Below are 25,969 nucleotides of genomic sequence, written 5' to 3'. Positions count from 1 at the left end.
AATTTAATTTATTTAGTTGTTTAATACTATTGCTCTATAAATTTCTTCCATACTTGTATCGTATATTCTAGATAATTTATAGACTTCACTTGCAGTAGGATTTTTTACTTTCCCATTTTCTAATCTGTGAATAAAACGTGCTTCTTTACCAATTAAGCTAGCAACTTCTCGTTGAGAAAGCACTTTATTCTTTCTTAGAAAGCTTAACTTGTTTTCCATATTTATCACCTTTATCCATATTTTCATTTAATTTACCTATATATTATCACGCTCACTCATCAATGTCAATATAGATATCAATTCGTATTTACAAAAAGATTCTTTTGCATTTCTAAGCGAGGTTTTATTAGATTATTACTTCTAAAATTGCTAAAACTATATTGAAAGGAGGTTTATACATGATTGAAATTGAACTACACAACTTAGCTTTAAACATAAAAGAATTTCGTAAAAAAAATAAACTTTCTCAAGCTGAACTTGCTGAAAAATTAGGTGTAGCAAGAACTACTATTGGTTATTATGAAAGAGCTGAAGTAGAACCAAACATATATACATTAATACAATTATCTAAGTTAATGAACCGTTCTATTGATTCTCTATTAGGACTAAATCATTCAACTGAAAATACAAATGATTTAAATAATTCAGATCTTTCAAAAAAAATCTTTATACTAAATAAACTAATAGAAAAAAATAATCAAAGTTTCAAAGAACTAGAATCTTCTAAATTACGTACTGAAAGAATGTTTAATGAGCTAAAAAGAACTCGTAATAGAGCTGAAAATGATATTAAACTATTTCAGGAATTATCTAAAGAATTTACTAATACTTTAGATAAAGAACATGAAATTAATTTATCTGATGCTCTTGAGTATCAAGATATAAATTATAATTTTTCAACTACTGAAAAAGAAGATTTTCTTTCAAGTAATCTTAAAGACTTAATAAGTAATTTGAATTTCATTCCAATAGACGTAGTTGGTGAAGTTTCTTGCGGAACCCCATCATATGCATTTAATGAAATTAGTAAATCAATTGCTTTACCTAGTAATTACAAGGATTGTTTCGCCTTAAGAGTAAAAGGGAACAGTATGAATAAATTATTCAAGGACAATGAATTAATTATTTGCTGTAGAAATAAAACTCCTATTGATGGCGATATAGTAATAGCTTATTTAAGTGAAAACAATGAAGCTACTTGTAAAAAAATACATAAGAAAAAAGATAAATTAGAACTACACCCATGTAGTACACTTCCATATGAAATACAATATTATGATAAAAATAGTGATATTAATATAATCGGAGTAGTTTTAGGATCTTTAACTGATATTCTTGACTTAGAAAATATCGATATTGAATATCTGGAAGAAAAATTAAATACTATTTAAATCATAAAATTTAATATTAAGTTATATACTCAAGGATTTATATTTTATATAGAGCAATAAATATCATTGCTCTATATAAAAACATTTTATTTTATTGACAATAACCAAAACAAACGATTGTTCTCATATACATACAAACTTCTGTTCTCATTGTATCAAATTATCTATAAAAAAATATTGTAATTCCCAATTTTTAATAAACTGGAAATTTTTCAGTTTATTTATAATCTATTTTTTAACAATAAATTCTATTAATTGTTAAATTATTAATTAAAACATAGATTTTCTTCTAGGTATTTCCAGTAATCCTTTGAATAATTTCTTTCTGTAAAATTTGGTAGGACTCTGTTGTTCGCATTGTTCTTGATATATTTTCTATAATTTGAATAATATGTATTTCTAGTGTTCTCAATAACTGTATTAATATAACTCTCTAAAAATTTAACAGTTATATTTCTATAGTTTTCACTTAATTTTGTTAAAACTTTATTCTTAATCCAAGAGCTCTTAACCCTTGCAGCTTTAAGTAACTCTTTAACTTTACTTCTAACATCAACAAGACTTGTACATTTTTCATACATGTCTGCATTAAATTCTTTTGAGTTACTATTAGAATCTATATTTATATTATTATTCCTAATATACCTAGGAGTAGTTTGATTACCTTCTATGCTTGTTGTATCAGGTATTGTAATGTTTTCATTATTGGGTAATTTATTGGGTAATGGAAGAAAATAACAGTTTCTTTTCTTTACATTTTCAATAATAAGTAAACCTAAATCTTTTAATTTATTTACTATATTTTTTATTTGTTTTAAGCTTATATTTTTTAGTTCTGGTCTTTTCTTTTTCTTTTTATTTACCCAATCATTATAATCTTTATGAATTTTAGAAAATGAGATGCTCCAGGATCCATTATTTAATAAAATACCTTTTCTGATAAATCTTAAGATACTTTGAGCTTTTCTTCTAGACTCTTTATATTCGATTTTATTTAAGACATGAAAATCTCTTTCTTCTAGATTAAACCTTTTTTCTTGTTCTAACTGTTCTTTAGTTAATAAGTGTATGTGTGCCATAAAAATAACTCCTTTCATTTAGGAAAGTACACTAAATCCTAAATAGAAAGAAGTTAAAATTTGCTAATATTACATTTCTATTAAAAAGTCAATAGATATCATTGACTTTTTTCAATAGCTTTGATATTATAAAGCTATGAAAAGTGAATATTTCAAATAGAACTTTGTTCTATTTAGGATTTAGGTTCATCCATTAAGTTTACTTCGATTGCCGTCTGTGGAAACTTAATGGATTTTTCCTTTTCCGTACTATTTAATTTAATTGAGTTAATAATACCATGTTAAAAATAATTTTTCAAGAGAGTAAAATTATAGAAAATTTTACTCTCTTTTTTATTATATTTTTTTAAAGTTACTTAAAAGTAACTTTAAAGTAATTAAAAGTTGACTTTTAGGTAACTTTTTGATATTATAATGATATAAGTTACTTAAAAATAACTTTTTAAACACTTTAAAGTTACTTTTAAGTAACTTATGATTTTTTTGAAAAAATGGAGGTTTTAAAATTGATAATAGCAGTTGATTTAGGAAATTATAATATCAAAACATGTGAAGGAATTATATTTGAAAGTAGATATCAAAAAGTAGAAAAAGAAGATTTTGATACAGATCTTTTAGAATTAGAAAATAAATTTTATAGAATGGAATCGGGTGATTTCGAGAATGAGTTTAATAAAGCTAAGAAAAACTTTATACCTAATTTACTTTATGCAATTTCAAAATCATGTGATGTAGATAATATAGAGACTGATTTAGTATTAGGAGTACCAGCTTCTAATTTAGGAATAAGTGAAGAATTAAAAGAAAAGCTTCTTAATAAGTCTTTTAATTTTAATTTATTTGAGGTTACTAAAAATATAAAAATAAATAAAGTTGCTACAGTTGCAGAAGGGCTAAGCTCATTTTATACTTTACCTAAAGAAGAAAGGGCAAAAGATTTAGTGATATTGGATATAGGTGGTAGGACATGGAATATATGTGTATCTTCTGGTGGTAAATGTATTATGAAATTTACTGTTCCTGGTGGTATGATAGATTTATATTCTGAAATACAAGAAGACTATAATAAACTAGGTAATAATGCTGATGTTGAAGAAATAATAAGGCTAATTAAGAATGATACTATTGATACAAGTAAAGCAAAAGAGAGATTTGTTAAAGATAAATTAAATAAGGTTAGACTTAAAGTTCCTAATTTTTCTACTTATAAAATCTGGGGAGCTGGCGGCGGTAGCTTAGATTTACAAGATGCATTAAGAGAAAACTTAGGAAATATAAATTTTGTTCCAGATCCTTTATTTAGTAATGTGAAAGGTAATAAATTGATAGCTGAAGCTAAATGGGGTAAATAGTCATGGCAAATATAGAACGTGTTAACTTAAGATTAAATTTAGATGATCCTAGAGATGCAGCTATATGGGATTTAGTAAAAGATAAGAAGAATAAAAAAGGAACCTATATAAAGTTTTTAATTTATAATTTGATTATTGGTAACGAAATAACTATTACTAAGAATTCAGATAAAAATTTTGCTAATTCTGAAAATGATAAAAATGATATTTCAGAAGATGAATTTGATGATGATATTAATAATGAGTTTGCTTAAAAGAGAAGGTTATAATTAACCTTCTCTTTTAAAATACTCCTAAAAGTCTTTTTCTCTTTTTTTAGTTTGTATTGAATCAATAACAAGTCTTAAATTATTGACTTCTTCATGCAGCTCTTTAAATTTATAATTTTTTTCTTCAAGATCTTTTATCCTTTTTAAGTTATTAGTTATAACATTATTTAAAATAGTTATTTGAGTGTCTTTTAATTTTATTTGATTTTGTAGAACTTCTATAGTATTAAAATCAGTACTTTCTTCAGCTTTTATATCAGATATAGTATTTTTTTCTTCTAATAATTTATCTTCTTGTTTTATATCTATATTTTTATTCTCTTGTTGTTTAATATTATTTCTTTTACTTTTAATTTCTTCTTCTAATAATTTGAAAAGTTCATTGCTTATTGCTACTTGACCATCATTCTTTTTAACTAATGGAGAAAATCTTTTTTTCTAAGTAAATTATAAACTTCAGTCCTGGTTAAATCTAATTCATTTGCAACTTCTTGAGCCGTTTTCATACCCTAACTCCCCCTAATTTAAGAATATATAAATAATATTCTTAAAAATTATGGAAAGTCCTTTATTAAAAATTATTCTTAATAATTTTTTTAATTCTTTCTTTAATTTATTTTTATTTAAGACTCTATTTATAATATGTTCATTCCTAAATTCATTTAAATGTCTATATATATGTTTTTGAATAACATTTTTAGAGAAGTCATTATTTAATAATTTTTCAAATTCTTTTACATTTAAGTCATTTCTATAAAGAATTTTGATACATTACTTATCTTCTTCTGATAATCTCATAAATTTTCTCACCTCAATTTATAACTACTATGAGTATAGGATATAATTAAATTGTATAATATTCTTGCTAATTCTAAACACAAAAAGATTATCTCTAAATTAAAGAGATAATCTTTTTTGTGCTAATAGATATACAGATTAAATTAATAGTTAATACTGGTTTAAATATTAACTGGTAAACTCGAAAGTTTCTAATACATTATTATAGTAAATTTTAATATTGTTAACTTATTTTAACGTTTCTTTTATGTTTTTTCAAGTAATATCATAAAAAATCTCTATAAATACCAATAATCTTCCTTAAAACTATATGATCAGTATCATATACCTTTTCATAATCTGAAAATATTTTTTTATAAGGTACGATTTTCAAATAATAATAATCCTATACTATCTTTTTCTACTTCTCTGCTCACTTTTTCCAAGTATTATTAGTCCATATTTTTCTAACATTTCTAAATGTCTATAAACAGAAGACGATGACTTTAAATTTACTGCATGAGCAATTTCTCTAACCGTAGGTTGATATCCTTTTTCTTTTATAAAATTTATTAAAAATGTATATATTTTTTCTCTTTTTTTCATATGTTAACCTTAAAAAAAGAAGTATCTTTTTATTACTTAAAGCACTTCTTTTTTTAATTTATATTAAAATAGCTTGTATTTTCCATCATCAGACTTATAGTGTATTTTAACATACTTAAGCTCATTAAGGCCCTTAAAAAGAGTAAATTCATCAAATACATCAAGGATTACATCAGGAATTTCATAGTCCTTTTCATAATCCGGATCATCTTCAGATACAGCATAGTTATCTCCTACTTTCTGTCCGTTATTATAAACTTCAACATTAATCCCATTCATTATACTATACATGCTTAAAGCTCTTGCAAAATCAATTCTAAATAAAAGCTGCATATTTCTATCATCAGTTTCTATATAATCCCTTATTAGTCTTGAAGTAATAACCTGTTCATTGTCTGCCTCGAATATTAGGTCCTCAAAGACTAATACATATTTTCTATTTGCATTATCTATACTAGCAATTTTTTGTATCCACTCTTTTTTTAGTCTAGGAGCTTCTCTTTCTAAATCATCTCTTGTTTTAACTAAATTCATACTTAACACACATCTCAATATTTTTACTCACATTATAATTCAAAAATTAAAAAGTTAAATTTTATCGAAAAATATATATTAACAATATAATTTTAATAGACTATATATATAGTAATATTAATTGGATTTTTTATTTTGTAATTAAGATAAAAAATAATATAAAGAAAAATTATACATAATAGTAAAAACTTTTATATTATAAATATTTAAGGATGTAATTTTAAAAATATGTTAAGTTTTATTTATTACTATTGGCATTTAAGGATTAAATAGTTGAAATATATATTCAGTAGAATTAGAGCATAAAAATTTAATAACTCTTAATATATAAGAAGTTTTAGGTAAAAAAGAAAAATTGAATAATATGGGAAAGTATATCAAGGCTAAAAGAAGGTTAAAATCATATAAGGGAAAAATATTTTAATATGAGCTTTATTATATTGTATTACTCATCTTGAACACTTGTATAAACATATTCATTGATTTATTTATTAATTCAAAAGGCATTGGATTTTATTATATTAACATTATTTCTTGATGAAGTTCATCTACTCTAAATTTCAAACTTTCTATTTCTTCATTTAGTTTTTTTAGTCTATCATCTTAATCCATTTTCTTAATCTAGTAGTCTAGTTGATGAAAATGGATTAAGTTGAAATAAATTATTATAACAAATAGAAATAAAACTATTCAAATCTTATTAAACAGAAATAAAAATTAAAATTTTATTTAAATAGTAATATTTTACGTTATATATTTTTCTATATAATCTAATTTTTCAATTAACTCATTAAAATCTTTTAAATATCTAAAGTATTCTTTTGGATTTAACTTTATTTTGCAACCTAATTCTTTAGGAATATTTTTGGATTTTTCTTCAAGGTCAATTCCTTTTTCAGTTATTTCAATATAAATTTTCCTATCATCTGTACTATTTTTTACTCTATTTAGATATCCTTTATTTTCTAATTTAGTTATAATTGGAGTTAGTGTTCCAGTTTTCATTTTTAATTTAAAGCTCATATTCTTAAATTCTATTTTATTATCTTGCCATAAAACCATCATAATTAGATATTGAGGATATGTTAATCCTATATTTTTTAATAAGGGACCATAAATTCTAATAATACTTTTTGAAATAGAGTATATTTTAAAGCATAGTTGATCTTCTAATTTTAATTTATTGTTCATATAATTCTATATAAAATTAAAAATTTTCCTTTCTTTTACGTACTTATATATATTTTATTTTAAATTCGAATTGTTTTTTTGTAATATTTTTCAATTTACTGTAATATTTAATTCAATTTCATTTATTTTATATTCTTAAAGTTTCATGATTTTCTTTTCTTTTAAAGATACTAATGCTTCAGGTGTGTGTGTTGATAAATATATAGTATCATTTTTTTGAATAAATTCTCTAACATTTTCTAAAGTCTCTTTAGCTAAATCTTTATCTTCAAATACTACTGAAAGTAAATTTCTTTTAAGTGCTTCATCTATATAAGTTAAATCACCATGGAACATATAATTTAAACCATCTAATTCAAGCACTACTATAGAGTTTCCTTTTGTATGTCCATATGCAGGTAACATAACTATATTTTCTGATATTCTTTCACTTTGTTTAAAATTTTTATATTCTCCACTTTCAAATTTAACTTTAACTATATTTTTACCGTTTAAATTCATTGAATTTGCTTCTATTTCTGATATGTATATTTTAGAATGATTAAATAATCTAAGCTCTCCTGTATGATCTGTATGTTTATGTGTAACTATTACTTTATCTATATCTTTAGGCTCATATCCTACTTTTTTTAATGCATCTACAAAGTTATTAACTTTTTCCCCAGTGTATAACATTTGTTCAGGCTTTGGCTCTATATCAGGGGTTTCAACTGGTACTCCTGTATCTACTAATATAACTTCTTTTCCTGTGTCTATTAAGTAGTTTTGTAAACTAGACTTGTATTTTTTAGATTCATCTATATTTTCCTTTTCAATTGATCCTCCGAAAGCAAAAGCTTCTGTTATAAACCCATTTTTATAAAATTCTAATGCGAATATTTTCATATTTATTACTTCATATTTTTAATTTTATACGATTAATCTTGTACGATTATAATATTGTAAAATTTAAAACTTGTCAACTATAAAAAATAAAAATGTATGATAAAAACTTTTATAATATTTAAATTCATCAATTACATAGTATTTACAGCTGTTATTTATTTAGCTTTCCATTTATCATATACTTCTTTGAAATTACTGGTATATTCTATTCTTGTTTTATCCAAATGTTTTACTTTAGCCTTTTCATTAGTGATACCTTCAGCTTGTCTTTGCTTAATTTTTACTCTTTCTTTTTAGATTTTACAATTGCATAAATATAGAGATTACTACTTTCTTCATCAATCAACGTAAATCTTTTCCTTTACTAGTTTTAATATAATTTTTCATAGTAAATTTATTTTTAAATGTTTTAGTGAAACTTTCTTCTGCGTCAATATATATATATGTTAGTTTATAACGTAATTTTATCACTCCATATCTAATTATTATTTTAAGTATAGTTTATAAAGGTCTGCTTTTTAGTAATATATAAATATTTTATTAACTGACATTTATTTTAATAAAATAGATTGATACTTTAATTTAAGTTATATCCCAATGTAATTTTTTATATTGAAAGAGATAAATTTTACATGATTATTTATTCTATAGCTATGTAAAATTTCTTTATATTTCATTTTTATATAGCAATCAATTTAATATTTTATTTTAGTAAGTCTTTTGATATATTTTTACAAATTATTCTGTGTAATATTTTGTTTTTTAAGAATTACAATTAATTTAACTTAAAATATTTAGTTATATTGAAATCATATATAGTTTCTTTTATTTTATTTCTTTCAATTTTATTTAATAAAGTAGATAAGTTATAAATATCATGTTCTATTCCTAAATTAGTAATTAAATATATGTAATTATAATTTTTTGATAAAAAATTATAATTCAAATTAGTTATAACTAAATCATATTGAGAGTTATAATTATATTCTTCTAAAAACACATCGAATTTTTCATATAAAAAATTTAATGTATTTTTCATGTTCGGTAATAAATTAAAAAAATCATTATTATATGCTAATCCAATATAAATTTGAAATTTTGTTTTTTTTATATTAACTAGGATTAATAAAATACATATTCTAAAATAGTCTTCATCAAGTAAAAATTTTGAATTATTTTTAGAATAAATTGTTTTTAATAGCATTTCAATAAAATTTACTCTAAAATAACTTGAAAACTTTTCTATATAATAATTAATTATAATTTTATCATTAGAATAAAATACACCTTTAAAAAAATATTGTTTATGACATAAATTTAATAAATTAAGCTTAATTTTATCATTTAAAAAAATAGTGGAACAAGTATATATTGATTTAATGTTTTTAAGTATAACTTTATAATTATTATTTGGAATATGAATAGTACAGTTAATTTTTTTTATTGTTTTATAATTTAATATTTCATAACTATAAATAAAAGTTAGAATAGAATAACTAAAAAGCTCACTTTTCTTGAGGCTAAAATTATTTTTATTAAAAAAGCATACTAAATTATAAAAAAAATCATTTTTTTTAATTAATTTAATATTATTTTTATGAAAAGCAGTTAAATAGTTATGTTTTTTGTTAACAATATTATCCAATATTATTAACAAATTTTGAAGCTTATATTCTGAAATTTTATCTAATGAAATATTAAAATACTTTTCTAAGTACAAACTTAATTTACATAGTATTTGACTTTTAAAATATAAATTAATATTTAAATTAGTAAATAGAGAATAATAAAAATAAGTTATCTGCATAATACATCCATTCAATTTATAATTTTTTATTGATATATTAAATTCTTTCAAAATATAGTTACATTCTACTATTTTCCTATTTAAAGTAGATAAACTTATACTAAATTCTTTACATAATTTTATCCCATTAATATCATTAAAATTATTAAAATAAATATATTTTAATAATTTTAACTTTAAAGAATTATTTATTAGATAAAATAATATACTATCTAAGTTTACTTGTTTATTATATTTTAATATAATTTTTTCTCTAGAAATAATTAATTTAACATCTTCATAGTAAACGATTTCCAATAAATATGACAGTTTATTAAGATTTGATCTTAAAGTTGGTAGGGAGATATTAAAAAATTTGCATAAATATTCTTTTGTTACATTACCATTTGTTATAAAAATTTTTTTTAATATATTAAATTGAAGCTTTTCATGTTTTTCCAACAAATCCTCTCTAAACATAATTACTCCTTTTAGTTTGACAAATTAATATAATAATAAAAAAAAAGAAAATATATATCAATATATTTTGCATAAATGGTTAAATTTTAAGCATAACTGGGAATATATATACTTATTTATAAATAAAAAGTAGCAATTATAATTGCTACTTTTAATATTAATATTATATTTCAAAATTATATCTAGATATTAAATAAGATTTTAATTGTGATTCTAAAGTTAAATCTAAAATCTCTTTATTACATTTATTTTGCCAAGTACATCCACCATAACAAATAGGAGCATATATACAAGAATTAATACATTTTTGTTCAGAATTTACTTCTTTAAAGAAATCAGAGTCTAAAAAGTTTATTTCTCCAATATCATTTATAAATCCATTAGACTTAGAATATAAAAAGCCTGGACATTTATAAATATTTAGATTTTCATCTATAGCAAAACTATTTATATGTTTAGCTATACATGGACCCTCTATGAAGTTTTTTCTAAATTTAAAATTATGTTTAGATAAATAATTATATAAATCATTAATTTGTAATATAAGGTCTTTGTCTGTATTCTTTTTACAGCCATATTCGAAAGAGCTTTGATTTTCAAAAATTGGATGTAAATTTATGGCTATACTTTTATTTAAAGAATCTTCCTTTAATTTTTTAAATAAAGAAAAGCAATTTAATATTATTTCTTTATTTACATTAATTCTTAATTCTATTTTATTTTCAAATAGATTAATTACTTCCTTTAAATTATTATAAATAATATCAAAGCTTCCAGAACCATCTGGAAAAACTCTTAATTGATTATGAGTTGATTTATTACCATCTATTGTAATTTGAATATAATTTATAGATTTATATATTTTTTCGCAAAAATTTTTATCTAAAAGAACTCCATTAGTTATTAAATTTATATATATTTTTAGAGTTTGATTTTTTAAAGAATTTAAATCATCAATAATTTGTAAAATAATTGATTTATTTAGTAAAGGTTCTCCACCAAATAAAGTTATATGTAATTCATTTAAATTAATAGATTTTTTCTTTAAAAATTCAAAAATTTTTAACCAAGCAGTTTTATTTAAAAAATTATTTCCTTCATCAAATGTTTTTCGTCTATCTTGATAGCAATAAATGCAATTTAAATTACATTGTCTTGTGAGTGATAAAAATAATGTCATTGATTTTTCGGAAAATTTACCTTTATTTAAAGTATATTTCATTAATTCAATTTCATTAATATTATTTTCTAAAGAAAAACCCATAGATTTTAGTTGTTCTTTACATTCTTCATCATTTATTAATTTATCAAAATTTAGATATTCATTGTTTGAAATAACAATTATATTTCTTGTTAATAGGTTGAAAATTGCGGTTTCTTTTTTTCCTTGTATATAAATATTATACATTGATTTTTTCATTTTAAAACCTCCATATAGAAAACTAACCCTGATGAAATCAGAGTTAGTTTTTTTAGTATAATATTTTATAAATTTGTTACTGGTGAACAACAAAAATTTGGCTCACACATAGTTAAAAAGTTTTTTTCTAAAACTTTAAATTTCATGTTTATCAACTCCTTATTTAAACTTTAGTATATTATAGCAAAATTCAACTATATTAAATTATCAACTTTTTTTAAAAATAAAAAAGTTTTTGATATATCAAAAATAAACTAAATGTATATTAATATTTTTATAAATACTTTATTTTACTAAAAAAATAGTAGTTTTTTATTTAAATACAAATATAATTTTTTTAGTAAAATAAAGTATTAAATTTAGTTAATTAATATATATAAAAATTTAAATAAAGCTTAATCATGAAGAGAAGTATAGTAATTCATTTACTAAATACTTAAGTAAATAATAAATATAATTATATAGAAAATATTTTTAATATAATAGAAGAAGATAAACTTGGTATTAAATATAAGATAAGTGCTGCAGTCCAATTATGTATAATTTTTGACCAGTTATACTAATTATATTGAAAATAATTAATAAAAAAGTGATAATGTTTTTAAAAATATAAAAGGAGTGATTTTTTATGAAAAAAATTTTTGTTTCAACGTTAATAGTAGGTTCAATTTTATCAGCAAATATATTTACATCAACTTTAGTTTATGCTAATGAAAATAATTTTCTTGAAATTATGTCTGAAACTAAAGAAATTAAAATTGTAAACATTCCTGATAATAATTTAAAAAAAGTATTAAATAAATCATTAAATAAAAGTGAAAATTCTGATTTAACAGTAAAAGATTTGGAATCAATTGAATATTTATATGGTATTGCTGAAAATATATCAAATATTGAAGGATTAGAATACTGTAAAAATTTAAAAATTTTAAGTTTACAAAATAACGATAACTCTAAAAAAGAAAATTTTAATACAATTACTGATTTAAGCCCTTTAAAATATTTGAAAAATTTAGTGGTTTTAGATTTAAGAAATAATAAAATTAGTGATTTATCACCTTTAGAAAATCTTACAAATTTAGAAAGTCTTAGATTAAGTGGTAATAATATTTCTAACATAAGTCCACTTAATAAATTAGAAAGTTTAACAACATTAACATTATCGTATAACGAAATAACAGATATTTCAACTATAAGTAATTTGAAAAATTTAACTCATTTGGCTTTATACAATAATAAAATTGAAGATATAAGTTCACTAAAAGAAAATACTAAATTACAAAATTTATCTTTAGGATTTAATAAAATAAAAGATATAAGTGTTTTATCAAATTTGAAAAATTTATATGATTTATCATTAGAAGAAAATAATATAAAATCTATAAAATCTTTATCTAATCTGCATAAACTTTCAAATATTAATTTAAAAAATAATAAAATTGAAGATATAAGTCCATTAGAGACTTGTAATGACTTTTTTGAAAAGTTGATATTAGATGGTAATAGAATTTCTGATATATCATCTTTAAGTAAAAAAGAAATTATAGTTTGTTCTATAAATAATCAAACTATAACAATTAAAGACTGGAAGGTTTCAGATAATAATTCATTTGAAATTAAATTACCTAATGATAATTTAGATATAAAAATAGATAATATTTCTGAAAATGGTACATTTATTGATAATTCTATTAAATGGACCAATATATCCCCTAAAAGCAAACTTTCTTTTGAATTTAAACAAGATATTGATAATGATATTCATAGTATTTTTTATAGTGGAACAGTTAGATTTAAAAGATAATAATAATTAAATTATCAATATTTATATTATTAAGTGTTAAAAAAATCTAGATAAGAATTGATGAAATAAAATTCAGTAGGATTTCTATATGAAAATTTACTGGATTTTATTTTATCAATTTTGCTTTTTGAGCTTTACTATCTGAAAATCTTTTGATTAAGATTTTTTATTATAGTATAATGAAAAGAAATTCATATCTACATTCATTTTTTTATCTGATATACATAATGAAACACTATACATTATTATTATATTGTTTCATTATCTATTGTTATAATCCTTGTATTCCAATTTAAATTTTGAATTGATTTTGATATTTCACCATTAGAAGTATATTCTAATAATAACGTATCAATTTTTTCGTTAATAATATAATTATTTATTTCTATCATATAAGTATTTTCTTTTAGACATGTCCATAGGCGTACCATTTAAATTAAGCACATTTTTATAATATATCTTTTTTATTTCTTTAATAACTTTTCCATTTTTATCATAAATCATTTTACAAGTTTAACTTGATTATTACTTATTTTTGCATAAATTTTAATAAAATTTATGCAAAAATAGAATTTAAAATAGATTTTTATAATTTTTTATAAATTAAGAATACTAAACAAAAAACCAGTTATGTATAAATTTTGACCAGTTTTACCAAAGTTATTGAAAATATCAAATAAACAAGTGATAATAACTATAATAATATTATAAAGGAGGAATTATTTTGAAAAGATTAAAAATTATTTCAATTACACTAGTTCTTACAAGTGTAATTAGTACAAGCCTTTTTTCAACTCAAACTCAAGTTTTTGCAAGTGAATTAAATGACATAAACAAAATTGAGTTGAAAAATCTAAGTGGAGAAATAATAAAAGAAAATGGAAAGGAAGCTATTAAATATACTTCTAGTGATACCGCTTCACATAAAGGTTGGAAGGCAACTTTAAGTGGAACATTTATTGAAGATCCTCATTCTGATAAGAAAACTGCTTTATTAAATTTAGAAGGATTTATACCTTCTGATAAACAGATTTTTGGTTCTAAATATTACGGAAAAATGAAATGGCCTGAAACTTATAGAATTAATGTAAAAAGTGCTGATGTAAATAATAATATAAAAATAGCAAATTCTATTCCTAAAAATACTATAGATAAAAAAGATGTATCTAATTCAATTGGTTATTCTATAGGCGGTAATATATCTGTTGAAGGAAAAACTGCTGGTACTGGAATAAATGCTTCATATAATGTCCAAAATACTATAAGCTATGAACAACCTGATTTTAGAACAATTCAAAGAAAAGATGATGCAAATTTAGCATCATGGGATATAAAATTTGTTGAGACTAAGGACGGTTATAATATAGATTCTTATCATGCTATTTATGGAAATCAATTATTCATGAAATCAAGATTGTATAATAATGGTGATAAAAATTTCACAGATGATAGAGATTTATCAACATTAATTTCTGGTGGATTTTCACCCAATATGGCTTTAGCATTAACAGCACCTAAAAATGCTAAAGAATCTGTAATAATAGTTGAATATCAAAGATTTGATAATGACTATATTTTAAATTGGGAAACTACTCAATGGCGAGGAACAAACAAACTTTCGTCAACAAGTGAATATAACGAATTTATGTTTAAAATAAATTGGCAAGATCATAAAATAGAATATTATCTGTAATTTAATATTTTATTTTTATAAGTTTGATTAATTTACAATATGATTTGATTTCTTACAAGTTAATCAAAGATATCAATAAATAAATTGTTTTTATTAGAATAATCATTAATATTAAAATTGGACAATTCATAAAAAGTAAAGCCAGTTAGTTATTTATAATTAAAATATAGTGAAATGTAACCAATTATATTAAGTTTTTATTTATATTACCATATATAATCAGTATAGGAATATGATTACTTTTTTTACATTTAACTTAACCAATCAATAGTATATAGAGGGATAAAAAATGAGAGGAATACTAAAGTTTATTTTATTATCTTTAATAGTTTCTATTACAGTAATACTACCTAAAAATAATGTAAATGCTGATGAAATAAGGGATGGAATATCCAATAATTCTATAAAATTTCTTGCATATAACTATCCGTGGGATTTTAAAACACAATAGATAGAGTTTAAATTTGTTCCTCAAGGGAATGGAACAGCAAAACTTAAATATTATTCAGATGGGAAAATTTTAAATCCAAGTGATATAAATCCTAATCTTACTTTGTATTATGATACATATTTAAGATTAGGTAATATTTATGGATATGATGGTGGATGTAAATTTAAAAGAGGGCAATATATGTATAATGTTGCAGAAATACTAGAAAATTTAACTTTTACTTATGGTGTCGATAATTTTCAAATAATAACACACGAACTTCTTCTACCACCAACACCAATGAATGTTCGTTTTGGTCATAATGAAGGAATAATTGGTGCTAAAATTGAGGGGACTGTTCATTCAAATCTTGGTAATCGTGATTTTAATGATGATTTACGTTTCTCGGGAACACGAGAATTATATCAATTTAGAATAGAAAAAGATGGTTTATATGCTCAGTATAAGAACCAAGTTAAAATACCAGATGGAGAATATATTATTGAAACTGCTGAGAATATAAATAGAGTAGTAGCAACTGATAGGGGGATGGTAAGAACTCAAGACTATGTAGGGTTAAATAATCAAAAATTTATATTTGAATATGATAATAAACGACAAGCTTATAAAATAAAAGGAAATAATGGAGTACTTTCTTTAGTTGGTGAAGATGTTAAATTTTTTAATGATATTGAAGCTAATCATCAATTTTGGTATATAGAAAATGTACAATATGGTAAGTATAGATTAATTAATGCAAGTGATGTTGTAAAGAGATTAAATCTAGATGATGATAATAGTAATATTAGTATTGCAAGAAATAGTAATAATTTTAAGCAAGAATTTAATATTGTTAAACCTAATGAAAAAGTATCTATAACAGATGGTGAATGGAAAATAGTATCGAAATTAAATAATAAAAAAGTTTTAAATGTCCATATTGGTGGAAGTGACCCTCGAAATGTAACTATATGGGATGATGCTAATGTTGTTCAGCAAAAGTGGAAATTTGAATATGATACTAGTAGAAATGCTTTTAGGATAAAAAGCTCTTATAATAATGGAAGTTTAGCATGGAATTCACCAGCTGGCAATAATGTTCATGCTTTAGGAGTAGGAGACACTAGTAACCAATACTGGATATTAGAGTATATAGGAGATGGATACTATATTTTTAAGAATTGTCGTGATCTCAATATGGCATTAGATTTATATAAATCTGATACTAAGAATGCTAGTAATATTCAAATTAATAGAAAACATGGTGGAAAAAATCAAATGTTTAAATTAGTTAGATAATATCAATTAAGTTAATAATTAAAATAATTTCAATTAAAAACTCTGTATAGATTGTAGCAAATATAGTTTATATATAATTTTATGATATTAAAAAATATATTGTCAATTTTAATAATAGCAATTAAAAGTATGTAACTTATGAACTAATTTAAGCGTCTTAATACTCAATACAAGTAGCGATAAGAAAATACCACCAGTTTATCTGGTGGTATTTTTATTTAACAATTAATATCCCAGTCTCTAAAATTAACAAATTATTTAAATATAAAACTTCAAATTAAAATTATTTAACTTTATTATTGGATTTAGTAATTTCAAAAGTTAGTATAGTTATATAGAACATTATTACTATTTCTATTGGTAAATGTAAAATTTCAATACCTAGATTAGAGAATATTACTCCTAAAGAAACTAAATAACTCTTCTGATGCTAGGAGACTTCAACTTAGTATATCTTCACTAAATGTAGACTCTAATCCACATTATGGGACTGAAAAAAGAATCACACTATATAGATTCATTAGTGATCAAATTTCTTCTTATCACTCAAAGATTATAAATACTAATTCTAAAGATGCCACTCATGGTTTAGATGGATTATTAAATAATGATACTAATTTAAATATAGAAGAACATTATACAGTCATAGTCAGATATACATATCAAGTATTTACTTTGATATATTTACTTAGATTTATATTTGCACCAAGAATTAGAGAGCTGTATGATGTTAAGCTAATTACTTTAAACAAGTGTGAGAAGTTTTTAAATTTAAATGGTATTTTAAAAGGAAAAATTAATGAGAAAATAATTAAAGATAATTATGAGAAAGTATTAATATTAGCTAATTTAATAAAGGAATGTACAGTTACATTATCTTTAATAATTAGTAAATTAGCTTCTTACTCTAGACAAAATAGTTTAGCTGCTGCATTAAGAGAAATAGATAAAATTTAGACTATATTTCAAGTGAATAATTGTGAAGAAAAATTCAAAAGGGTTTAAATAAAGGCGAAGTAATGAATGGGCTTGCTAGAGCAATATTCTTTGACAAATGATAGAAATTGAAAGAAAAAACTATGCAAAGTCAACTGCAAAAAGCAAGTGTATTAAATGGATTGGGTAAACCATCTACACGATATATTATGGGTGTACAAGCTATGTATTAAAATCTTATTTATTTAAATATATTAATTAAAACTAAAAAAATATTACTAGTTATTTACTTTTTTTATCAAGATTTCTATTTATATAAAAGTATCCCATTAATCCAACTATAATAGCACATATTATAGTTATATTCATACTATTTCCTCCTTTATTAAATATCTTTTTTTATTTTTAATATTTCTGCTTCACTTAATCCAGTTATTTTTGAAATTAATGATATTTCTAATCCTTGGCTTAATGATTCTTTTACAACTTCTAGTCTACCTTCTCTTTTTCCTTTAGCTTCAGCATTTTCTAAAGCAGATATTCTATCATAAATAGCCTTTTCTCTCATGTTATACTGTTCTCTTTCATTACTATCCATACTAAGCCTATAAAGTTCAGATTTTGCTAGTTTAATTTCTTCATTGCTTAGTTCTAACTGCCTTACAGTATTACTTTTTGGTTCAACTAAAAACTCTAACCATTTTTCTAAAGCATCCATTTCCTAAACATTTTCAACATACTCTTTATTACCAATTTCATTAAACTTAGGTAACTCAATGAAATGTATTTCTTGAAGATCTGTCAGCTCTTTATTTGAATTTATTTCTTTTAGTCTATATGCATTATGATATTTATCATTCTTTAAATATTTGAAATTTAAGATATTTATACATACAGTTCTTTCTAACTTACTGTAGTTATTTCTATTTTGTATTTGCTCTGAATACATTTTACTCCAATAATATAAGGTCCTTTGTATCATGTTATATTCATTCTTTACCTGGATTTCAATATTTATATGTTCTTTATTACTAGTTGTAGCCTTTACATCTAATCTACTAAATTTATCTTCTATAAAATCTTTATCTATATCCTTATTTTTGATTTCTACATCTTTTATGGGAGTTGTTGGTTTTATTACTGCATTTAAAAAGTTAATTAATATAGGTTTATTTTTCTCAGTACCAAATATCTTTTTAAACACGAAATCTATTTGTGGGTTTAATAATGTTCTATATACCATTTTTATCAATCCTTATTTAGAATTAAGTATAGTATCTACATATATGATACTATACTTACATTAATATATAATTAAAAATTTTAATTATATATCATAGATTGTACAATACTCATTTTCATTTAGATATTCCAAAGTTTCATTAAGAAGTTTATTTAAATATTCAGAACTTGGTTCCAATATACAATCTACTTCATCATTTTAGGTAAATTCTAAAGGAAATAATTGTAGACACTAAAATTTATCTACTGTATATAAATTTATTTGATGATATTTTCTAATAAGTAATAGTTTTTCCTCTAGATTTAATTCTTCAAGATTTTTAAAAATTATATTTTCCATACTTATTCTCCTCTCATAATCACAAAAATTTTATAATTAAGCTTTTAAAATCTATTTTTTAGAAACAATTCAGCTTTCTTAAGAAAAGGTATATATGTTACATAGTCTTTATGTTTATTAAAGCCCTTTATTTCATGATAAGTTGTTATACAAGCTTTAAATATACTATGATCCGGATAATATATCACAATCTTATAGTCAAGAGCTAAATTTGAAGGCCTATCTACACTATTAATAGCACTAGTTCCTTAGTTTCTATTCTTTAAACTATAAAAAACATGAATGCTTCTATTTATTTAATTAGGCCTCATGTATCATTAAATAGCTCCATGCCTGCTGAAGTATCATGTTTTAATACTAATGATTCAAGTAAAAATAATTGTCTTATTGATGCTTAAATCATTAATTCTAAAATTACATTAGATTTTTATTACATTAGTATTGATATATAACATCAATTATAAAAATAAAGTTGAATGAGAAATAATTAGCAAGTTATTTTTTACAAAATAACTAAATAAAAAAGAGAGCTATAAAGCTCTCTTAAGTCTGTACTCAAAACGACTTTTGTAATTTCAAAAGTCATTTTGGATTTTATTTACTTTAAGAAATAAATTTAATTTATATTAACTATGAATTTGTATTTTCCCAAATTGTTTGTCTATTGAATTCAGGAGATGTTTGATACATTCTTTGAGATACTTCAATGCTTATAATATTATTAGTATCTTCAATTGCTTTATCAAGATTTAAATCAAAAGTAAAGGTTATTCCTGCTTTCATTAGCTTACCATCTGATATCTTACCAAAATCTATAACATAGTAATCTCCTTCTTTTGTAACAGGTCCTGCTGGATATTGTGAACCAGTAATTGCTATTCCATCAGTCTTAATATATACTTTCATATTTTTAACTGTTTTTGCGGATGTTTCAACTGTTGATAATACTTCACCAGATTCATCTAATTTCTCATTGTTTGTTATTGACATCTTTAGTACTCCTCCACTTCCCCATGATTGCTTTACTGGAGTTACTGTACAAGTTATATCATTTTCAGTATATTTTATTTCATATTTAGGTAAATCTTCTTTACCAAATAAAGATTCCTTAGTTGCAGTTGTTAATTCATCTCTTTTAGTTGAGTTTGTAGTTGCATCTTGTGAAGCCATCCATCCGATTATACCACCAAGATTATTTTCTTTAACATATTTAGCTTTTTCTTGGATTGATCTTATATTATCATAAGTAAAAAATGCACCTGTTTCAGAATTATATAAATATGGAGCTTTAGCACTATCATCCCAATACTCTTTTAGACCAGTATATTTAGATTTTAATTTATCTAAAGCATTATATCCCCATACACCACCAGCTCTTCCTCCTTCACCATTTTTCATTGGAGCCTCATTAAGTGCTCCTGGCGTTGGAGAAAGGTCTGCATCTTTATTAACTACAGCTGCTTCTCCAAATAATCCTGGATTATTTGGATCTGTACCTTTATCTGAAACTTGTTCCCATCCACGGGTATAATATGCTGCTCCTACAACTATTTTTTCTCTTTCTGCACCTTGTGAAATATAATATTTAACACTTTCATCTACAGAAAGTCCCTTATATTCTTCAGGAGCATTAGGGTTAGTGTATAAGGCAGTTTGATGTCCACTTGTTGTACTCCAAGCTCCAGCCATATCATATGTCATTATATTAGCAAAATCTACTATATTAAATAACTTGTCAACGTCTATTCCTTTTTCTATTTTTGATACGCCAGCTGGCAATGCCACGGATAGCTCATAAACTTTTCCTAATTCTTTTCCTTGTTTATTTAAAGCCTCCTTTAAATCTTGTAATAATAAGATATAATTTTCTTTATCTCCTGCACTTGCATTTGGTGTTCCTTCATCATTTATATTGTCAGTTTTATCAGGTTCTCTGTAATCTCCAGGATATTCCCAATCAATATCAACAAAGTCCATATTGGTATATTTAATGAATTTCATAACGTTTTCTACAAATTTAGCTCTTATTGAAGGAGTTGCGGCTATTGTTGAAAAATCGCCAGACTTTGACCATCCACCTAAAGATACTCCTATCTTTAAATTAGGATTTTCAGATTTTAAAACTTGAAAAGCATTTAATATTCCACCATTAACATCTCCATAGGTTACTCCCAAATTTCCTAATGGATGTCCTATTGCAGCATCTTTATCGCAATAAATTAATTCACCAGATGAGTTGAAATCCATGAATGCAAAATTTAAGTGCGTTAATTTATCTGCTGGAATATCTTTAGGATAAAAGTTACCTTGTCCACCCCAAATAGACCAATCACCATAATACATTACATTTCGTAACTTAGTAGTAGATTGAGAAGTAATTTCAGTTGTATCAGAAGATTTACTCATAGCCTTAACAGAGATTGTATTCACAAATAATAAAGTAGTAATAGCACTAAGTGCAACAAATGTTTTTAAATTCTTTTTTATCGTGTTATTCCTCCTCTATAATTAAATTTTATTTATCATTACCAATTGGATTCATTCCATTGAAAGTGACATTTCTTATTCCAGAGAAGCATAATCCAATCATACCTTGAACTGTTATTGTTGAGTTAGGCGCTATATTTTGCCAAGCTCCTGAAGTTAATGTTATTGTATTAAAGTCACCATTGTCTGTAACACTATATGTGCCTCCCCATGATGATTTAAATACAGCAGACTTTGGTAAATCAAATGAAACATTCCATCCACCTTTAATTTCCTTGTCTGTATAATTTGTTATATCAATTGAATATGTGTAATTGGGATGATCATACTTTCCATTAAATTTAACATCTACATTAATAGGCTCTAAAGATATATTTAAGTCATCTGGTGTTTTATTGCAAACTCCCATCTTTTTTAAACCTTGGCTTAATCTTTTCGTTAATGTATCTCCAAAAGTATATTTACCTTCATTTATCTTATTTGAACCTTCTACATAATTCGGATTTAATCCGTAATCTCCGTTCATTACCCAAATTAAAGCGCCACCAAGATTTTTATTTTGTATATATTCTAATCTTGCATCTATAGATTTTTCATTTTCAAATGATACGAATACTTTTTTATCGTTTTGCCAAACATATGGTACTTTAGAAATTTCATCCCAATATACTTTTAAATTTGGATCTTGTTCCATAAGATTTAATACATGCCATAAAGGATTTGCACCATCCGGTTCTAAAACTCCATCATTATTTAAATCGTCTCCCAAAATATTATATTTGCCTGATGCTGGAGTTTTACTTGATCCATGAAGTCCATTAATTCCACCTTGAACATTTTCCCACCCTCTTGTGTAATAAGGGATACCCATTAATATTTTTTCAGCAGGCAAAACACCTCTGTAATATCTGTAGGCCCAATCCATACATAAAGTTGGCATTATTTGAGTTACTGTTTCTCTATCTTCCTTATTAGGATAAATACCAGCTAAGTGTTCTACATATTCATTCCAACCACCGTGGTAGTCATATGACATTATGCTTAAGAAATCTAAGTACTTTGCATAAGTATTATCCGATATTCCGCCTAAAACCCAAGGAGAAGCAGTAACAGCAGCTGTTAATAAATATTCTTTTCCATCTTCTTTAGATGCCATATCTATTTTTTCTCTTAAAGTTTTTATTAAAATATTATATCTTTCGTTAAGTTTTGTCCTTCTTGGTTCTGAAAGATCAAAATCGTCTGGATTCCCTGATTGGCTTGTGGATGAAGGATATTCAAAATCAATGTCTACTCCATCAAATCCATATTTTCTGATAAAATCAACACATGAATCTGCAAATGTATTTATTCTATTATCAGTGTCAATCATAGTGTAGAAACATCTTGTTCCTGTCCAACCTCCAACAGAAATTAATAATGATACATCTGGATAATTTTTTTTCATAGTTTGTAAAACGTTGAAGTGTCCTTTATAAGGTAAAGAAGGATCTAATTCTATTTTCTTCCCGTTGTAGTTTAAATCAAATTCCGAAAAATCTTCTTCAATTGCAGCATGTTTATTACTTAAAGTAATTTTATTTGTAGATGGATCTACCATAGCAAAGGAATATTGTATATGTGTTAATGAATCCCATTGTAAATCTGTTACATTAAAATATCCTTGTGCTTCACTAGAATATGCCCATTCTGGAAAATATCCGACTAGCTTTCTATTAAGTTCAGATGAATTTTTAATTTTTGTTGTTTTAAATTTTTCTTTAGCTTTTGTTTCTATAGGATTTGATGATGTTACAAGATAGCTTGAAGTTAATGTAATTGTAAGAAATGTTATTAAGATTTGTTTTAATTTTGAATTTTTCATAGTTTATCACCCTAAAAAGAATATTAAACTACTTTGTTTATATAATTTTATAATATTCTGAATATTTAATCAACTTTAATTTTGCTTTTATTCAATAAAATGTAAATTATAAATTGTTGTTTTAAAATTAAATTTAATAAATTGATATTAAACTATTAAGTTTGTATTAATTTATTTATAAAAATCCCATATAAGAAAGATTAAATTTACAAATTATATATTTCTTTTTAGTAAATTTATGTTTTGCTTTTAATGTTTTAATTTATAGTACATAACTATTTTTTTCATATAAATATAATTTTTTTAGATAAATCAAAAATGTATAAATTACTATCATAAAATGTTTAAATTTTTATAGTATAGATTTTATTTAATTATAAAAATAAATTATAATTATAATAAAGAATATTCTATATATTATAAAAATCAGGAGGAGTTATTATGTTGATTTTAACAGTAGAAAATATACAAGGAAGGACTATTGTAGAAACTATAGGATTAGTAGAAGGTAGTACTGTTCAAGCTAAAAATATTGGTAAGGATATAGGAGCTTATTTTAAAAATATTGTTGGTGGTGAAGTAGCTTCTTATAATGACATGTTAGTTCAAGCACGCGAAATAGCTATTGAACGTATGAAAAAATCAGCAGAAGAAAAAGGTGCAAATGCAATTATAGGAGTAAGATTAATGTCATCTTCTATAATAGAAGGTGCAGCTGAACTAGTAGCATATGGAACAGCGGTGATTGTTGAAGATTTATAAAATTAGAAATGATTATTATACATAATTTAATAAAAGATTATATTAGAATTTTATATATAATAATTTTTTTAGATTAAATATTAATATGTGCAAATTTATAAATAAAATTTATTTTCATTTATGATAATTTAAAAAAATATTATTAATCTTATAAACTTAAGTTTTTTTAGTTCTAAAATTATTAAATATTTAAAGTTAAGTAAAACAAAAAACTTAACTTTAAATATTTTTTATAATTTGTTAATTATATCAACTATTTTTGAAATAATAGTATTCTATTTATTTATTTTAACTAATTTTAGAAATAATATAATTACTAGTATTCCAATAATGGTTGTTATAATACTTCCTTCATATCCAAAATTTCCACCAGAAATAAGATTTTTCCCAGGTTGTGGTATAGAATAAAAAATAGAAGTTGTTACAGAATTACCAGATATTTGTGATCCAAAAAAATATCCTTGTAAAAAGTTCCATACTCCATGAACAATTCCTACAACCCACAAACTTCCTGTTTTAATATAAATTGCTGAAAAAACTATTCCAAATATAAAAATGTTAATAGTTGATAAAATATGTAAATTAGGATTAAATCCATGTACTATTGTAAAGATAATACTTGATACAATTATAGCCCATTTTTCACCAATTACTTTTTCATAATGAGGCATCATGTATCCTCTATAAATTAATTCTTCTAATGTTCCTTGGAACATAAAATATATAAATGCAGATATTATACTAAATATGTTTTGTGATGAAAAAATGTAATTTAACTTAATTCCACCCAATAATAAAATTATAATTACCAAAGAAATAATCATAGTAACTCCAATAACTGCACCTATAGAAACATCTTTTAATAGTCCTTTTCTATTCAATCCTAAATCAGAAAAAGTTATTTTTGACATCTTACACAAAATGGATGCACTTAAAAAAAGAGATATCCCCATTCCAATTGTATATGCAGGAGATGTTAAATCATTTATTGATGAGTTAAATAATAAACTTAATATTAATCCCAATATTGCTGGAAATAGAATAATCCCTAAAAAAACGCTGATTATTGGAAAAAAAATAAGTTTGGGTTTTGAACTTATATTAATATTATTTACGTGATCCTTGTACAAAAAAATACTCCTTTCTTACTAACTTATATTTATTTAAAAGTTTCATTTTTATTATAACATATTTATGAAGAAGAAAAGAAAAAGAATAACTATTAAATAAAGGGGGTATTCTTTTGGTATATTACTAGAAATATAGTTTGAAACTAAATTAACTAAGTAAATAATTGATACTAATTTATCTATTACCTATATTAAGTCCCTTCATTTAATAT

General features: G+C 23.0%; 19 protein-coding genes and 3 pseudogenes. 9 read left to right on the top strand and 13 right to left on the bottom strand.

All coding sequences use genetic code 11. The features are described 5' to 3' along the window. Nucleotides 1–12: 12 nt before the first annotated feature. On the bottom strand, nt 13–246 hold the full coding sequence (locus GOM42_RS15165; RefSeq protein WP_012478256.1) for a helix-turn-helix transcriptional regulator: 234 nt from the start codon (nt 244–246) through the stop codon (nt 13–15). A 152-nt stretch (nt 247–398) separates the two neighbouring features. On the opposite strand from GOM42_RS15165, the gene GOM42_RS15160 reads away from it, so the two are divergent. Next, the gene (locus GOM42_RS15160) at nt 399–1,391 is read left to right on the top strand and encodes a S24 family peptidase (protein WP_011428907.1); all 993 of its coding nucleotides are present in this window, start codon (nt 399–401) and stop codon (nt 1,389–1,391) included. Between the two features lie 266 nt (nt 1,392–1,657). On the opposite strand, the gene GOM42_RS15155 is transcribed toward GOM42_RS15160, so the two are convergent. Next, nucleotides 1,658–2,470, bottom strand: coding sequence for a plasmid replication protein (locus GOM42_RS15155; protein ID WP_252597728.1), 813 nt, complete (start codon nt 2,468–2,470; stop codon nt 1,658–1,660). Nucleotides 2,471–2,976: 506 nt separating this feature from the next. Between GOM42_RS15155 and GOM42_RS15150 the strand changes: the two genes are divergently transcribed. After that, complete coding sequence (locus GOM42_RS15150) at nt 2,977–3,822, top strand: ParM/StbA family protein (RefSeq protein WP_015141740.1); 846 nt, start codon at nt 2,977–2,979, stop codon at nt 3,820–3,822. A gap of 2 nt (nt 3,823–3,824) precedes the next feature. Beyond that, nucleotides 3,825–4,076, top strand: a complete 252-nt coding sequence (locus GOM42_RS15145; RefSeq protein WP_015141739.1) for a hypothetical protein — start codon at nt 3,825–3,827, stop codon at nt 4,074–4,076. Nucleotides 4,077–4,115: 39 nt separating this feature from the next. Here GOM42_RS15145 and GOM42_RS15740 read toward each other — a convergent pair. The 7 genes and pseudogenes from GOM42_RS15740 to GOM42_RS15115 all read right to left on the bottom strand — a co-directional run bounded on the left by GOM42_RS15740 (nt 4,116) and on the right by GOM42_RS15115 (nt 11,770). Beyond that, nucleotides 4,116–4,597 (bottom strand): annotated as a pseudogene (locus tag GOM42_RS15740) (DNA-binding protein). Nucleotides 4,598–5,279: 682 nt separating this feature from the next. Continuing rightward, nucleotides 5,280–5,474 (bottom strand): LexA family transcriptional regulator, encoded by a 195-nt coding sequence (locus GOM42_RS15140; RefSeq protein WP_031942684.1) that lies wholly within the window; start codon nt 5,472–5,474, stop codon nt 5,280–5,282. A gap of 63 nt (nt 5,475–5,537) precedes the next feature. Then, the gene (locus GOM42_RS15135; protein WP_031942683.1) at nt 5,538–6,008 is read right to left on the bottom strand and encodes a hypothetical protein; all 471 of its coding nucleotides are present in this window, start codon (nt 6,006–6,008) and stop codon (nt 5,538–5,540) included. Between the two features lie 744 nt (nt 6,009–6,752). Next, nucleotides 6,753–7,199 carry a MarR family winged helix-turn-helix transcriptional regulator gene (locus GOM42_RS15130; RefSeq protein ID WP_031942714.1) on the bottom strand — a complete coding sequence of 149 codons (447 nt, stop codon included), beginning with the start codon at nt 7,197–7,199 and terminating at the stop codon, nt 6,753–6,755. Nucleotides 7,200–7,334: 135 nt separating this feature from the next. After that, nucleotides 7,335–8,084, bottom strand: a complete 750-nt coding sequence (locus tag GOM42_RS15125) for an MBL fold metallo-hydrolase (protein WP_015141800.1) — start codon at nt 8,082–8,084, stop codon at nt 7,335–7,337. 775 nt (nt 8,085–8,859) lie between these two features. Continuing rightward, a complete protein-coding gene (locus GOM42_RS15735) occupies nt 8,860–10,350 on the bottom strand; it encodes a helix-turn-helix domain-containing protein (RefSeq protein ID WP_031942713.1) in 1,491 nt (496 codons plus the stop codon). A 163-nt stretch (nt 10,351–10,513) separates the two neighbouring features. Next, the gene (locus GOM42_RS15115; protein WP_031942712.1) at nt 10,514–11,770 is read right to left on the bottom strand and encodes a radical SAM protein; all 1,257 of its coding nucleotides are present in this window, start codon (nt 11,768–11,770) and stop codon (nt 10,514–10,516) included. Between the two features lie 628 nt (nt 11,771–12,398). On the opposite strand from GOM42_RS15115, the gene GOM42_RS15110 reads away from it, so the two are divergent. From GOM42_RS15110 to GOM42_RS15090, 5 genes and pseudogenes are all read left to right on the top strand, one after another. Then, the gene (locus GOM42_RS15110) at nt 12,399–13,574 is read left to right on the top strand and encodes a leucine-rich repeat domain-containing protein (protein ID WP_031942711.1); all 1,176 of its coding nucleotides are present in this window, start codon (nt 12,399–12,401) and stop codon (nt 13,572–13,574) included. 724 nt (nt 13,575–14,298) lie between these two features. Next, entirely contained in the window at nt 14,299–15,267 is a 969-nt protein-coding gene (gene netB / locus GOM42_RS15105) for a necrotizing enteritis toxin NetB (RefSeq protein ID WP_032495191.1), read from the top strand. Between the two features lie 289 nt (nt 15,268–15,556). Further along, nucleotides 15,557–15,718, top strand: coding sequence for a hypothetical protein (locus GOM42_RS15100; RefSeq protein ID WP_015141792.1), 162 nt, complete (start codon nt 15,557–15,559; stop codon nt 15,716–15,718). A 180-nt stretch (nt 15,719–15,898) separates the two neighbouring features. Beyond that, nucleotides 15,899–16,996, top strand: a complete 1,098-nt coding sequence (locus tag GOM42_RS15095) for an RICIN domain-containing protein (protein WP_057232796.1) — start codon at nt 15,899–15,901, stop codon at nt 16,994–16,996. Between the two features lie 417 nt (nt 16,997–17,413). Continuing rightward, nucleotides 17,414–18,051, top strand: a pseudogene (locus tag GOM42_RS15090) (Tn3 family transposase); the annotation flags it as partial. 266 nt (nt 18,052–18,317) lie between these two features. Here GOM42_RS15090 and GOM42_RS15085 read toward each other — a convergent pair. The 3 genes and pseudogenes from GOM42_RS15085 to GOM42_RS15075 all read right to left on the bottom strand — a co-directional run bounded on the left by GOM42_RS15085 (nt 18,318) and on the right by GOM42_RS15075 (nt 23,865). Beyond that, nucleotides 18,318–19,175 (bottom strand): annotated as a pseudogene (locus GOM42_RS15085) (Rpn family recombination-promoting nuclease/putative transposase). 969 nt (nt 19,176–20,144) lie between these two features. Beyond that, nucleotides 20,145–21,920 carry a glycoside hydrolase family 18 protein gene (locus tag GOM42_RS15080; RefSeq protein ID WP_015141787.1) on the bottom strand — a complete coding sequence of 592 codons (1,776 nt, stop codon included), beginning with the start codon at nt 21,918–21,920 and terminating at the stop codon, nt 20,145–20,147. Nucleotides 21,921–22,029: 109 nt separating this feature from the next. Further along, nucleotides 22,030–23,865: a glycosyl hydrolase family 18 protein gene (locus GOM42_RS15075; RefSeq protein ID WP_110035252.1), complete on the bottom strand. Its 1,836-nt coding sequence runs from the start codon at nt 23,863–23,865 to the stop codon at nt 22,030–22,032. Nucleotides 23,866–24,306: 441 nt separating this feature from the next. On the opposite strand from GOM42_RS15075, the gene GOM42_RS15070 reads away from it, so the two are divergent. Next, nucleotides 24,307–24,627 (top strand): heavy metal-binding domain-containing protein, encoded by a 321-nt coding sequence (locus GOM42_RS15070; protein ID WP_015141785.1) that lies wholly within the window; start codon nt 24,307–24,309, stop codon nt 24,625–24,627. 275 nt (nt 24,628–24,902) lie between these two features. Here GOM42_RS15070 and GOM42_RS15065 read toward each other — a convergent pair whose 3' ends face one another. Continuing rightward, nucleotides 24,903–25,757 carry a type II CAAX endopeptidase family protein gene (locus tag GOM42_RS15065; protein WP_015141784.1) on the bottom strand — a complete coding sequence of 285 codons (855 nt, stop codon included), beginning with the start codon at nt 25,755–25,757 and terminating at the stop codon, nt 24,903–24,905. Nucleotides 25,758–25,969 lie beyond the last annotated feature (212 nt).

The organism is Clostridium sp. 16K-1-R1 (assembly GCF_023921145.1).
Classification (GTDB): Bacteria; Bacillota; Clostridia; order Clostridiales; family Clostridiaceae; genus Sarcina; species Sarcina perfringens.
This window is presented reverse-complemented; position numbering and strand designations above follow the sequence as displayed.

Bases quoted from the DNA above. Each gene is read 5' to 3' on its own strand.
- GOM42_RS15165 (WP_012478256.1), bottom strand. From the start codon at position 246: ATGAAAATATGGATAAAGGTGATAAATATGGAAAACAAGTTAAGCTTT.
- GOM42_RS15160 (WP_011428907.1), top strand. From the start codon at position 399: ATGATTGAAATTGAACTACACAACTTAGCTTTAAACATAAAAGAATTT.
- GOM42_RS15155 (WP_252597728.1), bottom strand. From the start codon at position 2,470: ATGGCACACATACACTTATTAACTAAAGAACAGTTAGAACAAGAAAAA.
- GOM42_RS15145 (WP_015141739.1), top strand. From the start codon at position 3,825: ATGGCAAATATAGAACGTGTTAACTTAAGATTAAATTTAGATGATCCT.
- GOM42_RS15140 (WP_031942684.1), bottom strand. From the start codon at position 5,474: ATGAAAAAAAGAGAAAAAATATATACATTTTTAATAAATTTTATAAAA.
- GOM42_RS15135 (WP_031942683.1), bottom strand. From the start codon at position 6,008: ATGAATTTAGTTAAAACAAGAGATGATTTAGAAAGAGAAGCTCCTAGA.
- GOM42_RS15130 (WP_031942714.1), bottom strand. From the start codon at position 7,199: ATGAACAATAAATTAAAATTAGAAGATCAACTATGCTTTAAAATATAC.
- GOM42_RS15125 (WP_015141800.1), bottom strand. From the start codon at position 8,084: ATGAAAATATTCGCATTAGAATTTTATAAAAATGGGTTTATAACAGAA.
- GOM42_RS15735 (WP_031942713.1), bottom strand. From the start codon at position 10,350: ATGTTTAGAGAGGATTTGTTGGAAAAACATGAAAAGCTTCAATTTAAT.
- GOM42_RS15115 (WP_031942712.1), bottom strand. From the start codon at position 11,770: ATGAAAAAATCAATGTATAATATTTATATACAAGGAAAAAAAGAAACC.
- GOM42_RS15110 (WP_031942711.1), top strand. From the start codon at position 12,399: ATGAAAAAAATTTTTGTTTCAACGTTAATAGTAGGTTCAATTTTATCA.
- GOM42_RS15100 (WP_015141792.1), top strand. From the start codon at position 15,557: ATGAGAGGAATACTAAAGTTTATTTTATTATCTTTAATAGTTTCTATT.
- GOM42_RS15095 (WP_057232796.1), top strand. From the start codon at position 15,899: ATGTATAATGTTGCAGAAATACTAGAAAATTTAACTTTTACTTATGGT.
- GOM42_RS15080 (WP_015141787.1), bottom strand. From the start codon at position 21,920: ATGAGTAAATCTTCTGATACAACTGAAATTACTTCTCAATCTACTACT.
- GOM42_RS15075 (WP_110035252.1), bottom strand. From the start codon at position 23,865: ATGAAAAATTCAAAATTAAAACAAATCTTAATAACATTTCTTACAATT.
- GOM42_RS15070 (WP_015141785.1), top strand. From the start codon at position 24,307: ATGTTGATTTTAACAGTAGAAAATATACAAGGAAGGACTATTGTAGAA.